This window comes from Streptomyces sp. NPDC056224 (assembly GCF_042267665.1).
Classification (GTDB): domain Bacteria; phylum Actinomycetota; class Actinomycetes; order Streptomycetales; family Streptomycetaceae; genus Streptomyces.
In genome coordinates this window covers 116022-128871 of the sequence record NZ_JBHJTK010000019.1, presented here as the reverse complement: position 1 = coordinate 128871, position 12850 = coordinate 116022, and the positions used below count along the sequence as shown (strand labels likewise).

The window sequence follows — 12850 nt, the reverse complement described above, 5'->3', positions numbered from 1 at the left end:
TCACGTCACGGATATAGACCCAGCCCTCAGCACTCCCAGCTCACTCCGCTAACCAAACGGCTGCCAAACACCCCTGTTGGGACAAAACGCTCTTTAACTGATCGTTTCAGAATGAGACGGGCGTAGGGCATGAAGTCACTCATGGTCAGAGAGATGGTTGAGGAATTCGTCCCACACGTGGCCGCCGTCAGCCCAGGTCCACAACCATCGTCGCAGTGATGCGGTTGCATGACGCAGACCGTTGTGCGGGTCTTCGCCCCGGGTGGGCTCCCAACCGTCAGCGTCGTAGAGCAGCACCGGGTTGTCGACCGCGGTCAACGAAAGGTGCCACGCCATCGTGCAGCCGCCGTATGTGAGGTGGAGCCACGATGCCGGCACGCCCCGCATCCGGTTGTGCTCGTAGATGTTGACCGCGCACGGCCAGTCGTTAAGGTGCCCCGGTGCGCGGTTGCCTTCGGTCAGGGACGCGAGCCCGCTGTCGGGGCCGAACCCTCCGTTGGCAACCTCGGTGTAGACGCGCCGGAGCAGCTCGGGCAGTCGGCGCCGCAGTCTGCGTTCTGCCTCCTCGACCTCATCCAGGGTGATTGGTGGGAACAACGGTCCGCGGGAAGCGTCGGCGTAGTAGGCGGCCACCTCCTCGGCCCCCGCCTTGAGCTGGACTGTTCCGTCGCTGCAGTACGACACGATGTCGTCTCGGCCCTGGTCCAACCGCTCGCTGCCATATCGCTCGGCAATCCACGTGGCGGGAACGTCCGCCGTGTCGAAGCGCAGACCCGGATCCCACGCGCGAGCCCGCAGCTTCTCGATCAACACGTCGTCGTTCGCCTCCCCAGCCCCGGGCTCAAGGAGAGGCTCCGGGGGGAGGGACGCAGGCAGGACGTGCGGAGGGAAGGTCATGCGCCGGGAGTTTACTGCTGGGCTCTGACTGCCTGTCGGAGCCGTCGGAGGCAGATGATGCTGCAGGCGAGTTCGGGCAGGCTCTGATGGAGGTCGGTGCGGTGTTCGTAGCGAAGGTCCGCTCGACGACCCATCGGGTGCGTCCGACTCCGGAGCCGTGAACGACACCGCAGCGAGCTATCAGGGGCTTGCTGCCGCGTTTCCACAGCAATCGGCGGCATTTGTCGTAGTCGTGCCCACGGTGGGCGAAGAGTCGCTTGGGCCGGTTCCGCGGGCGCCCGCGGCGGCCTCGGATTCGAGGTATCGCATCCGGGACGGGAATCAGCTGCGTGACGTCGTGCCGGTTTCCTCCGGTCGGGGAGACGGCAAGTGGGGTGCCGTGGCGGAAGACGATCAGGTGGTGCTTGGAGCCAGGGCGGCCACGGTCCACCTCGTCCGGCATCCTGGAGCGGTGAGCACAACCACAACGCCTTCACTCGGTTTCGTTCCCAACCCCAGAGACGAGTCATGGGGCCGTGAGTGGGTCCCACTCGACGCCTTCCGCGAGCCCACGGTGGTTGAGGAGCTCACCCAGTCTGCCTTCATTTGGGACAACTTCAAGGTCGACGTCAGCCTCAGGATCGGCAATGGCGACTTCTCCGACGCCGCGACCTCCGTCTGCGTTCTGGACTTTGTCCTGATGCTTCAAGCCGCAAGGGTCACGCTCCGTGAAGGGAGGCTCGCAGTGTTCGAACTGTCCGACCGACAGGGCGAATGGCACTTTACGCGGGACAAGGAAGTCATCGGATTGCGCACTCGATACGCCACGCGGGAGGGCTGGCACTTCCGCCCCGCAGAAGGGCACTGCCTGGCAGGTGAGTTCGACAGCCTGGTGGAGCAGTCCCTGGGGGACGCTCTCACTCTGATCTTCTCGAGGCAACGCGTGACACGACGGAACCCCTACCTAAAGGCCCTTGCGAGCAGCGGCTTCGACGCTGCCTGAGCAATCCTGATTTGTGCTGCTGTCTGGGCACGTTCATCGGCTCTGTCGCTGATCTTGTGATGCTGGGCGGTCGAGCTGGGCAGCCTCCGGGTGTGTGGTTCTGGGGGTTTGGTGCGGTTGTTTCCGCATCTGTCGGGTGTGGTGGTGGAGTCGATCTCGCGGGACGCGGGGCTGGTCACGTTTCGTACGCGGGCACGCGCCGACGCGGTGAGATGCCCGCGGTGCAAGTCGCTGTCGTGGCGGGTGCACGGCCGGTACGAACGGCGCCTGGCGGACGCCGCCGTAGGTACTACCCCGGTGGTGATCCGGCTGGTGGTCCGCCGGTTCAAATGCCTCAGTTCCGGCTGCCCGGCAGTGACCTTCGCCGAACAGATACCGGGACTGACCAGCCCTCACGCCCGACACACTCCGGTCCTTCGCAAGCTGCTGGCGCGGGTTGCAGAGGCTCTGGCTGGCCGGGCGGGAGCCCGCCTGGCCCGACGGATGGGGATGCCGGTGGCGAAGGACACCCTGCTGCCGCTTCTTCGAACCTCTGACCTCGAGGAACCCGGCGCCGTGCGGGTCCTGGGGGTGGACGAGTTCGCCCTGCTCAAGGGGCACAACTACGCGACGCTGCTGGTCGACCTCGAGGCCCGCCGGCCCATCGACGTCCTGCCTGGCCGGGAGGCCGCGACGGTCGCCCGGTGGCTCGAAGGCCATCCGGAGGTCGAGATCATCCGCCGCGACAGGGCCTCCGCCTACGCCGAGGCAGCCAGGGCCGATCCGCCAGCTGAAGCAGGGCATCGAGACCGCCCCTCCCACACCTGCCCTGCCTAAACCACGGCGGGCACTTCGCTGGGTGATGACGCACCCCGACCGGCTCCGGCCGCACGAAGTCCTCGGCCTCAAGACGGTCCGGGCCGCCTGCCCCGAACTCGATGCGGCCGTCGAGCACGTCCGGGCCTTCGCCACCCTCATGCACGACCGACGCGGGCAAGACGTCTTCGACTGGATCGAGCAGGTCTACGACAGCGACTTGCCATCGCTACAGCAGTTCACCCGCGGACTCCTCCACGACCAGGACGCCGTCGTCGCCGGCCTCTCCTCAACCTGGAGCTCAGGCCAAGTCGAAGGCCAGGTCACCAGAGTCAAGCTGATCAAGCGAGCCGGATCCTCCTCAGAACCTGACCACCAGCCGATCACAAGATCAGCGACAGAGTCCTTTCTGGAGTACACCGACACCAGGTAGTACGTCGTGTCGAAGAAGATCGGGTCCACCTCCTCCAGGTCGACGAACCCTGCGCTGTCCAGCGACCGGGAGCGGCCCGGGCTCGATGTCGTCCAGCTCCTTCGGCTCCACCAGAACGTACTCGTCGCCGGTGTCGTAGCCCTTGACGATGTCGTCCAGCTCGACCTGGTCACCGGTCACGCACCACGGCCTGGCCCGCGGGCTGTCGTCGCCTCCACCGGCGCTACGAACGCAAGGCCGAACGCTTCCTCGCCTTCACCAGCATCGCCTGCACCCTCATCTGCTACCGCAGAATAGCCAAATGAGATGACGTCTCAACACCCTCGCGGCCCGTGCCACCAGGCACCCGCGCGGCTCGCGTGCGAGCCGGCCCGCTCCTCCGTCACCGCCGGCAGGGCTGAATCACGGCACGCCGCCCCGACCTGGCCACCGTCCCGCGCGAGGGTTCGGCCACGGGGCCGGGCTGGTGTGGCAGCCCCCGGGGTACGTCCTCAAGGCCCAGGACCGCCTGGTCCTGGCCGCCACCCGCCGGGGCCTGGCCGAGCTCCTCGGCCACATAGAGCTTCCGCCCCCTGTTGGGCGACTCTCAACGTGAGCACGTACGTGAAGGCTCGCGACGTTCCTGGTGAACACGAACGTTGATCTCGACGGGCAGTCTGATGGCGCTTCCTGTGCGACGACACGGTGAACACGAAGCGCCATCGCCTACCAGGCCGCCCTCGATCTCCCCGCCGTCCTCATCTGGGCAGCCGCTTGACCGTCGAGGCGCATTGCCCGCGAAGATGGCCACATGGACGATCTTGTGAAGTTCCTCGTCGCACGCATCATGGACGACAACCACGCCTATGCCTACGTGGCCGACACCCTGGGCGGCGAGGCTCATCTCGACAGCCATCTCGCCATGCTCGACCTGACCGAGCAACTGGCCCACGACTACAAGGCCATGGACCCCTCGGACTCCCGCTCGGCCGGCCTGGCATACGCACTGCGAGTCCTTGCTCAGTCATACGCCGGCCACCCCGCCTACCGCCAGGAATGGCGCCCATAGCCGTTCAAGAAGCCAGGCCCAAGGCGCTCTGACCGGCCGCCTGTGGCACCGGCCGGTCGAGGACTACCTCGGCCGGGTCTATGGCGGAGCCGAGGCCCTGGCGCCGGTCGAGGTGCCGCAGCAGCGTGCCCGGTGGGCCCCGGTGGACCTGGTGGCGCTGGCCGCCCAGTCCAGGGAAGGTGGCGGAGTCGCCTACCTGCGCTGCCGGAGGTTGGATCGCCACCGCCGAGCGGGGCGCCCACGGCCGGACGAGTCCTAGTTGAAGATCATGAAATCGAATTCAATGAGAAGGGGATCGGGCCAGATCACCTCCGCATATATGGAAATCTTGCCATTTTGTGCGATGGTGTTCATGAGATGAATTTCTGCAGTCCCCTTTACCGGCAAACCGTTCTTAATTTCGAAGGCGGTTACGGCGATAAGCGAAGAGTCTTTACTCGGGGAGACGTTGAAGTCGAGCCATTTTCTTTTGTTGAACGTAGCCTTGCCCACCAGGAGGTCCACGGAGCTGGCGACGACACGTGGTCCGACCTGGGAGTCGGATTCCGATCCCTTGGCGGTGGTCGGCAGTTCAGAAAGATTGACAGTTTCCGATATGTCGTTCATGGGAACTCTCTTGCCGCTGCACCGGCCGACAGGGGAAAGTCGGCTGCAGCGTCATGATCAATCCGAGCTCTGCGCGCGGATGTCCCGTCCCCGAGCCGTGCCGAAATTTGTTGATGAAAGCCGGTGATGTTTGGAGCTCATTCCTTTGACTCCCTTCCCTCAGGCTAGGCCAGGGGAAGAGCGCCTGCCACGCGAACAGTCGCGACCCGAACGGGCGCACCCCGTCAACTCCACGCTCGGGTGGTTGCGCTGGACGGGCACGGCTCCTCAAGGCGGCTACATTCCACCAGCGAAGGCCGGAGCTGAGCGCTGCCTGGACTCGACCGTATGGCCTGTACATCTCGTGCCCCGGCATGGCCCCATCAGCCCTGTCGGGGCGCAGTCATGCCCGGCGACTTGGCGACTGACCAGGTGATCCGGGCATGATCACCCGCCCGTTTGGAGAGATTCCGGCTGATCATTGCAGGTCAGGCGGAGGTGTCGGTGCTGGTTGTCGACTCGGACGGGCTGTTGGTGGAGCGTCAGCTTCGGCAGGGTCGGCTGACTTGTCCGGCGTGTGAGGCGGTTCTGGCGCCGTGGGGTCATGGCCGGCCGCGGTTGATCCGGGGTGATCTGGGAGCCCGGCTGTTTCTGCGGCCGCGCCGTACGCGGTGCTCGGGCTGCAAGGTCACCCACGTGCTGCTGGCGGAGGCACTCTGGCCGCGGCGGGCGGACGCCGCCGCGGTGATCGGCGCCGGGCTGGAGATAGCCGCGTCGGGCATGGGACACCGCCGAGTCGCCGCCCACCTGGGCTTGGCCGAGGGCACGGTCCGCGGCTGGCTGCGGGCCTTCGCCGGACGGGCAGAGGACGTGCGCCGCCACTTCACCGTCGCTCTGGTCGCACTCGCTGATGACCCGGTGATGCCGGATGCGGCGGCGTCGGCGCTCGCCGACGCGGTCTCGGTGGTCGCGGCCGCCCATCGGGCGGCTGCGACGAAGTGGCCGGGGATGCTCACGGTGTCGCGGTGGGAGTTCGCCGGGAGGGCGATAGGCGGCAGGCTGCTGACCTCGCCTTCTTCCGCTATTTGATCAACACGGGCCGCCCCTGGGCGGGATCGGAGGGTGCCGGAAGTCTTGATCGTGTCCGCCGGCGAAGCGGCGGGCATTGTTTGAGACGTGAGGTGGGTTGCCTATGTCACCGAGTGAGGACGAGGACCGTCGCCGGGCGGAGCGGGCCCGGCAGGTGGGCCTGTTCCGCTACGGCCTGATCCAGGACCTGATCGACACGAAGCTCACGACGCGCCAGCGCGGGAAACTCGCCCGGGAACTGGCCGCGAAAGAGCACACTGACCCGTTCGGCCGGCAGGTTCGGGTCGCCCGCGGCACGCTGGACCGCTGGGTCCGCCACTATCGCGCAGGCGGGTTTGCCGCGCTGGTGCCGGCCCAGCGGCAGGTCACGCCTCGGACGCCGGTGGAGGTGCTGGACCTCGCAGCCGCGCTGAAGAAGGAGAACCCTGCCCGCACGGCCGCGCAGATCCAGCGGATCCTGCGGACCACGCAGGGTTGGTCGCCGACCGACCGGACGCTGCAGCGTCACTTCGCTGACGCCGGCCTGACCGGCGCCGGAGGCGAGAAGAGCGTGTTCGGCCGGTTCGAGGCCACCCGGGGCAACGAGTTGTGGACCGGGGACGCTCTCCACGGACCGAGGATCGGCGGGCGCAAGACGTACCTGTTCGCTTTCATCGACGATCACAGCCGGGCGATCGTGGGCCACCGGTTCGGGTTCGCCGAGGACACCGTCCGCCTGGCCGCCGCCCTGCGACCGGCGCTGTCTGCCCGCGGGGTCCCGGAGTCGATCTACGTTGACAACGGGAGTGCCTTCGTCGACACGTGGCTCTTGCGAGCATGCGCGTCCCTGGCCGTCCGCCTCACGCACTCCAAGCCAGGACGGCCTCAGGGCAGGGGGAAAATCGAACGGTTCTTCCGCACCGTCCGCGATCAGTTCCTCGTCGAACTCGACGACAGGAGGGTCGGTGAAATTGAGCATCTCACCGAGCTGAACAGGCTTTTCACCGCGTGGGTGGAGACGGTCTATCACCGCACGGTGCACTCGGAGACGGGGCAGCCTCCGATCGAACGGTGGCTGGGTTCGATTCCCCGGCCGCTGCCGCTGCCCAGCCCCGCTGATCTTAGGGAGGCGTTTCTGTGGTCGGAGTTCCGGACCGTGACGAAGACCGCGACGGTCAGCCTGCACGGCAACAGCTACGAGGTCGACCCGATGCTGGTCGGGATGAAGGTCGAGCTGGTCTTCGACCCGTTCGACCTGACCGAGATCGAGGTGAGGGCCTCGGGCAAGAGCGCGGGCAAAGCAGTCCCGCACCGGGTGGGCCGCCACACTCATCCGAAGGCGAGGCCGGAGACACCGCCGGAGTCGGCCCCGCCGACTGGAATCGACTACCTGAAGATCCTCGACGAGAAGCACACGGCGAACACCGCGAAGGGCATCAACTACTCGTCCCTGATGGACGACGGGCGGGGACCGCGATGATCGACCGCGTTCAGGGGTACTTCGGGTTCACCCGGGTCCCCTTCGGCCGAAACCTGGCCCCTTCCATGCTCCACCAGCACCACTCCCACCGGGAAGCCGCAGCCCGCATCGCGTGGTGCATCAACAACCGGGCGATCGGCGTGGTCACCGGCGAAGTCGGATCCGGCAAAACCGTCGCCCTCAAAGGTGCCGTCGCCTCACTCGACCCGGCCCGGTTCACGGTCATCTACCAGCCCAACCCCGAGGTCGGCATGCGCGGCCTCTACGACCGCATCGTCACCAGCCTCGGCGGGACCCCCAAGTTCCACCTGGCCGCTCTCGCTACCCAGGCGTCCGCCGCGCTGGCCGCCGAGGTCGACGAACGGGGAAGGACGCCGGCCGTCGTGATCGACGAATCGCACCTGCTCGACCACCAGGAGCTGGACGCGATCCGCATGCTCACCAACTACGACATGGACTCCACGACGCCGTTCGCGGTGTTGCTGATCGGCCAGCCCACCCTGCGCAAACGCATGAAACACGGCGTCCTGGCGGCCCTCGACCAGCGGATCTCGATCAGCTACCAGATGCCCACCATGACGAAAGAGGAGACCGCCAGCTACATCAAGCACCACCTCACCATCGCCGGACGACAGGACACCCTGTTCTCCGACGACGCCGTCGAACTCATCCACCTCACCAGCCGCGGCCTGCCCCGCTCGGTCAACAACATCGCCTGGCAGTCCCTCATCGCCGCATTCACCGAGGAGAAAGGCATCGTCGACGAGTCCTCCACCCGCACAGCCATCACCGAGACCCACGCGACAGAGTGAGCACGAAGCCGACACCGTGTTCACGACGACCCCGGCGGCCTAACGGCCGCCGGGGTCGTTTCACCTCTCCCCGTCGACAACCAGCACGTCGCCCTCATGCTCATCTTCAGCGTCGCCCAACACCCCCCAGCCCTGACGGGCCGCGGCCGCGCCGCCATCCGGGCGGTGAGCGAACGCAGTTCGCGCCGGCGTGCGTCGGTGGCAGACTGCTGCCTTGATCGCGGGCACGGGTCCGCGGACGTGAAGGGGGATGCGTCGTCATGCGCAAGGTGAGGTGGGCGGCCGCGGCAGCCGGTGCGGTGCTGTTGATCGCGGGGTGCGGCAGTAAAGGCGATTCGGCTCAGGAGCATGGCGGTGACGCACCATCAGCCAGCGGCGCCGCCCCGGCGAAGGCGGGTTCGGGCAGCAGCCTGGACGTCGAGGCGGTGAGGAAGGAGATAGAGGCCGCCGCCACGGCGGCCGGGTTCACCGCGAGGCAGCCCGCGGACAACGTCCCGCCGGGCCTCAAGTCCTGCACGGTCAGGTGGCATGCGGACGGCGCGAAAGCCGCCGACTCGAGGAAGTCCTACGACACCACGGTCGCCGCGCTGGTCAACGGGGGCTGGAAGGAGGGCGGGAGATCCGACGACCGGCAGTCGGTCACCCAAACTCTGGACAAGAGCGGCTGGCGCCTCATCGTGTGGCACCGCCCCCAGGGCAGGGCGGATGGGACGGATGAGGACAGCTTCATCGCCGTCGACACCGGGCCCTCGTGCGAGAAGCCCTTCCAGGAAGACCTGGCGAACAAAACGACGAACAAGAAGTAGTTCCGGTCGCGAACACGCGGCAGGCCGGGGGCGTGGGCCCGTGGCTCCCGGCCGCTGTTGGCGATCAACCCCGATTCACTTCACGTACGTGACCTTGAGCTGCGGCGGGTGTCCTTCCCCGACGCCTTCGGCACGCCCGTAGTAGTCGAGGGAGGTGTTGTTGGGGCCGAGTGCCACTCCCCTCCAGCTCGTCGAGTCGAAGATGGAGATGATGTCGACCACTTCACTTCCCGACGTTCTCGCCCCACTTGATCGTCTGGAACTCGCTGTCACAGCTGAAGGTGCTGGACCGGGATGCGTGGCTGTCTGCCTTGATGACGGCCTTGCCGCCCGAGTTGTGGTACCAGTGCGCGTAGTAGAGGTAGAGCTCGCTCCGCAGCCGCAGCCGCAGCCGCGGCCGGGGTCGTGGACGGTGCGGCGGTGCGGCGGTGCGGCGGTGCGGCGGTGCGGCGGTGCGGCGGTGCGGCGGTGCGCGGCGAGGCAGGCTACACCTCCTTGGACCGGGGTGGTGCACTTCTGGCAGCCGTTCCACCAGTCGTCCCCGGCCCGGAGTTCGGCGGGGTGAGCGGTGCGGGTGCGGACCGTCAGCGGCGCGGCTCACGGCCGGAATCCGCGGATATGGCCGATGGCGCCGGCGAGATGGGTGTTGGCCATGAGGCTGCCGCCGCCGTCGATCCGGTCCCGCAGCTCGTCGAGGCGCGCGCCCACGCCGTCGTGCGCTGCTGCACGAGCGCCAGGTCCCGCGCATCCAGCAGGTGACCGCACGCCAGGCAGCTGAGCGCGGTACGAGGAAGGGTTCCGGGCCGGGCACTCCACGATCAGTGACGGCTGCCGACTGTGCAGACAACCGCCCTCGATGGATCCCCCGTGCCTACAGGCTCGGCGCCAACCACACCCTCACTTCGGCATCGCTCTTCAGCAGTAAACCGGCATCACGTCTTCGGCAAGACCACCGTCCCGCAGCAAATCACCAGGTCACAGGACTCAGCATCCACTGAAAACGAAACACCGAGGCACTGAAGAACCACCGCCGAACAGCAACCGCTTACCTCAGCTGCCACAGACCCTCGTCCACGCGGATGTCGGGTAGACCCGGCACTGGTGCTGTAGCCGCGTAGAGCATGTACCGGTTGTCTCCCTCATCCATCGCCCCACGAAGGCGATTGCCATCCGCCAAGATCACCGTCCACAGTCCCGGTGGCTCGGTGTCGCCGTACAGCACGTACGCATCGAAGTGGGCCGCGAACCGTTCGGCGAACTCCCGGCGACCGACTCGGTCAGCCAACCAACCCTCAATGCTGACACCAAGCGCCATGGAGAAGTGACCGGATGTCTCCCGGTATGTACAGAACACGGAGAACACCACGTCCTGCAGGACGTCCCGCAACTCCTCGGAGACTCGGTCCTCATGGCCGACGAACAACTGACACTCGGCGCTCTCGAAACAGTCCAGCAGGAACGCCCGCAACTCGCTCTCCGAAACCAGACGAGACGAAAGGCAGTCGTAGCCCGTAGCCTCGGTTTCCGTCACGACACCAACCCTACGCACCCGCTGGACCAAACGTGCCGTGTCCCCCGCCAGCACGACTACAAGTAGTGCGCGGCGCCGGCAGACCCGCACCCGGGACGCGGGCGCGGGCGGTGCGGAGGGCGGCGCCGTCAGGGAGTGCAGGGTCGCGTCCACGAGACGCCCGACCAGGGCGGAGCCGGAGTTCTCCTTCCAGGAGGTGTCGGTCCCGAGGCGGACGAGGTGCTCGCCGACGGCCTTGGCGCCGTCGCTCTCGCCCATCTTCTGCATGCGGGCGGCCAGCAGCGGCCCCTGGCGGGATCCGATCAGGAGACCCGCCTTTTGCTCGGGCAGGACGTCCTTGACCATCGACGCCATCTGGGAGTGCGCGGCCGGGGGGACCTTCAACTGCTCCAGGGCACTGGCCCGGTCACCGAGGTCGAGGTCGCGCGGGACGGCCAGGCCCTCGGTCAACGGCCCACAGGAACGCTTCGCGTCCGTACTCGCGAGCGGCGCCCACGGATCCACGGCCTCCCGCACCGGCGCCGCCGCAGGCGCAGCAGCGGGCGCGGTGCCCGGAGCGGCGGCGGGCGCGGGGACACGGGCGTCATCCGGAGCGGGGGCAGGAGCGGGGGCAGGAGCGGGCAAGCCCACCGGGACCCGGTCCGTCGATACGCGATCGTCACCACCCTCCGATGCGAACACACGTGCGGGCCGGTCTACGATTCCGGCATGATCACGTTGTCCGTCGACACCACCTCGCAGAGCTACGCCGATGGCCAGTCGCTGGGGGCGCTCCTCGCGGCCGCCGTAGCCATGGCCGTCATCTGGTTCGCCACCCGGACCTGGCGCCGCGGTCCCGCGCCGACCAATGCGGCCGACGCCGAGCGAGCCGGCGCGCTGTCCGTGCGCCGGGGCAACATCGTCCGCGGCATACTGCTGGCCGTTGCCGCCGCGGGGCTGGTGCGGGCATTCACCTCCCCCGGTGGGGAGCCGCCCGCCGCCGCAGCGGCCCCCGTCACCCAGGAGCCCGCTGCCCAGGAGCCCGCTGCCCAGGCACCCGCCGATACGGCGAAGCCCCCGGAGCCCAAGCGCGTCATCGACGCCGCCGTGCAGGTCGGAGCGTACCGGCTGCTCACCGGCGCGGAAGCCGCCGAATACGAGCAGCGGGCCGCCGGGAAGAGGCCCTCAGGCAAGCGCTGGTTCTACGACGGTCCCGGTGAGGGGCCCGTGGGCGCCATCCTCCAGATCAACGCCGTCGAGTGGGACGCGCGACTGGCCGACGAGAAGCGCTCGGACACCATGACGCATGAGCTGCGCAACTTCTTCGCCGGGGCGCGGGCGACGGAGGTCGCCGCCTTCGAAGCAGGTCCCTGGGGCGGCCGGTTGAGCTGCGGCTTCCTGCCGTCCGCCGGACGGCCGATCGTGTGCGCATGAACCGACTCCGGCACATCCGGCCAGGTGGTGCTGGCGGACCAGAAGAGTCTCTCCGAGGCCGCCGAGATCGCCCTGCAGTTCCGCACCACCTCGGAGAAGCGCACCTGACACACCCCTCACACATTCCCCCCAGCACCCCGCCAATGCCCAGCACCCAAGCAGTTGCTGAGGGTGGCGGCGTACTCGACGAGGTGTTGGCGGTAGCCGCCGTCGACCCAGACCTTCCGCGGGTCGGGATGGTCGGCGGCGGCCTGGTCCAGGAGGGTTCGGCCGGCAGTGGAGTCCTGGACGCCGGCTGCGGTGACCAGCACCGCCAGGAGCAGGCCGAGGGTGTCGGTGATGATGCTGCATTTGCGGCCCACGATCTCTTCTCCCGCATCGATGCCCTGGCTCTTGGCGGGCACGGAGGTGGAGGTCTTGACGCTCTGCGCGTCGATCACGCAGGCCGTCGGCTCGGGGCTCTTCCCTTCCCGCTGGCGCACCAGCTCTCTGAGCAGGCCGTTGAGCTGGGCGAAGACGCCGTCCGATCGCGTTCATGATCTCGCGCAGGTCATGCCGTGGAGGCCGGCCAAAATCCAAGGCTCGACCGCGACGCTCGAAACGCCACGCGGACAGCACCGGCTCGATCAACTCCCAGCGCGCATCGGACAGGTCACTGGGATACGCACGTCGTTCCGTCACGAACTGGACATACCGCCGTCCGGGGGCGTGCGCCCAGGCGTGCAACCTCCCCTGTCGAAGCACGGGACAGACCAGGGCGTCCTGGAATGAGACAGGCACAAGCAGGCCTCCGTCCCATCCGTCACACCATCGGCCTCACCACGCAGAACCACCACCACAGCCCCACCAGCAACACCCAGACGAGAGGAGCAAACCACCCCAGAAATTGACACCCAAGATGAAAACGATCTCTAAGACAGCGTTTCATTTGGTGGTCGGCGGAGCAGATGAGGGCTACGGCTATGCCGACGAAGGCGAGGAACGGTCCCTGGCCACCACT

General features: G+C 67.5%; 13 protein-coding genes and 3 pseudogenes. 10 read left to right on the top strand and 6 right to left on the bottom strand.

The features are described from left to right. Positions 1–135 precede the first annotated feature (135 nt). Both ACFCZ1_RS22405 and ACFCZ1_RS22400 read right to left on the bottom strand, forming a co-directional pair. A complete protein-coding gene (locus ACFCZ1_RS22405) occupies positions 136–813 on the bottom strand; it encodes a hypothetical protein (RefSeq protein ID WP_376680035.1) in 678 nt (225 codons plus the stop codon). A 95-nt stretch (positions 814–908) separates the two neighbouring features. Further along, a pseudogene (locus tag ACFCZ1_RS22400) lies at positions 909–1336 on the bottom strand (transposase); the annotation flags it as partial. A gap of 12 nt (positions 1337–1348) precedes the next feature. Between ACFCZ1_RS22400 and ACFCZ1_RS22395 the strand changes: the two are divergent. The 5 genes and pseudogenes from ACFCZ1_RS22395 (at position 1349) to ACFCZ1_RS22375 (ending at position 4155) form a co-directional block, all read left to right on the top strand. Beyond that, positions 1349–1879 carry a hypothetical protein gene (locus tag ACFCZ1_RS22395; protein WP_376680034.1) on the top strand — a complete coding sequence of 177 codons (531 nt, stop codon included), beginning with the start codon at positions 1349–1351 and terminating at the stop codon, positions 1877–1879. Between the two features lie 111 nt (positions 1880–1990). Next, positions 1991–2695, top strand: coding sequence for an ISL3 family transposase (locus ACFCZ1_RS22390; protein ID WP_376680038.1), 705 nt, complete (start codon positions 1991–1993; stop codon positions 2693–2695). A gap of 25 nt (positions 2696–2720) precedes the next feature. After that, complete coding sequence (locus ACFCZ1_RS22385) at positions 2721–3107, top strand: transposase (RefSeq protein WP_376680033.1); 387 nt, start codon at positions 2721–2723, stop codon at positions 3105–3107. Positions 3108–3286: 179 nt separating this feature from the next. Further along, a pseudogene (locus ACFCZ1_RS22380) lies at positions 3287–3412 on the top strand (IS5/IS1182 family transposase); the annotation flags it as partial. 485 nt (positions 3413–3897) lie between these two features. Further along, a complete protein-coding gene (locus tag ACFCZ1_RS22375; RefSeq protein ID WP_376680032.1) occupies positions 3898–4155 on the top strand; it encodes a DUF6221 family protein in 258 nt (85 codons plus the stop codon). Between the two features lie 255 nt (positions 4156–4410). On the opposite strand, the gene ACFCZ1_RS22370 is transcribed toward ACFCZ1_RS22375, so the two are convergent. Next, entirely contained in the window at positions 4411–4761 is a 351-nt protein-coding gene (locus ACFCZ1_RS22370; RefSeq protein ID WP_376680031.1) for a hypothetical protein, read from the bottom strand. Positions 4762–5238: 477 nt separating this feature from the next. Between ACFCZ1_RS22370 and ACFCZ1_RS22365 the strand changes: the two genes are divergently transcribed. The 4 genes from ACFCZ1_RS22365 to ACFCZ1_RS22350 all read left to right on the top strand — a co-directional run bounded on the left by ACFCZ1_RS22365 (position 5239) and on the right by ACFCZ1_RS22350 (position 8906). Next, the gene (locus tag ACFCZ1_RS22365) at positions 5239–5829 is read left to right on the top strand and encodes a DUF6431 domain-containing protein (RefSeq protein WP_376680030.1); all 591 of its coding nucleotides are present in this window, start codon (positions 5239–5241) and stop codon (positions 5827–5829) included. Positions 5830–5983: 154 nt separating this feature from the next. Beyond that, positions 5984–7288 (top strand): DDE-type integrase/transposase/recombinase, encoded by a 1305-nt coding sequence (locus ACFCZ1_RS22360; protein ID WP_376680029.1) that lies wholly within the window; start codon positions 5984–5986, stop codon positions 7286–7288. Continuing rightward, positions 7285–8100 carry an ExeA family protein gene (locus ACFCZ1_RS22355; RefSeq protein ID WP_376680028.1) on the top strand — a complete coding sequence of 272 codons (816 nt, stop codon included), beginning with the start codon at positions 7285–7287 and terminating at the stop codon, positions 8098–8100. The genes ACFCZ1_RS22360 and ACFCZ1_RS22355 overlap by 4 nt, the downstream gene beginning before the upstream one ends. 260 nt (positions 8101–8360) lie before the next feature. Beyond that, a complete protein-coding gene (locus ACFCZ1_RS22350; RefSeq protein WP_376680027.1) occupies positions 8361–8906 on the top strand; it encodes a hypothetical protein in 546 nt (181 codons plus the stop codon). A 75-nt stretch (positions 8907–8981) separates the two neighbouring features. Here ACFCZ1_RS22350 and ACFCZ1_RS22345 read toward each other — a convergent pair whose 3' ends face one another. Both ACFCZ1_RS22345 and ACFCZ1_RS22340 read right to left on the bottom strand, forming a co-directional pair. Beyond that, entirely contained in the window at positions 8982–9128 is a 147-nt protein-coding gene (locus ACFCZ1_RS22345; protein ID WP_376680026.1) for a hypothetical protein, read from the bottom strand. A gap of 823 nt (positions 9129–9951) precedes the next feature. Beyond that, on the bottom strand, positions 9952–10887 hold the full coding sequence (locus tag ACFCZ1_RS22340) for a hypothetical protein (protein WP_376680025.1): 936 nt from the start codon (positions 10885–10887) through the stop codon (positions 9952–9954). 258 nt (positions 10888–11145) lie between these two features. Here ACFCZ1_RS22340 and ACFCZ1_RS22335 point away from each other — a divergent pair, with 258 nt between their 5' ends. Beyond that, complete coding sequence (locus tag ACFCZ1_RS22335) at positions 11146–11850, top strand: hypothetical protein (RefSeq protein ID WP_376680024.1); 705 nt, start codon at positions 11146–11148, stop codon at positions 11848–11850. Positions 11851–12017: 167 nt separating this feature from the next. On the opposite strand, the pseudogene ACFCZ1_RS22330 reads toward ACFCZ1_RS22335, so the two are convergent. Further along, a pseudogene (locus ACFCZ1_RS22330) lies at positions 12018–12531 on the bottom strand (transposase); the annotation flags it as partial. Positions 12532–12850: the final 319 nt, after the last annotated feature.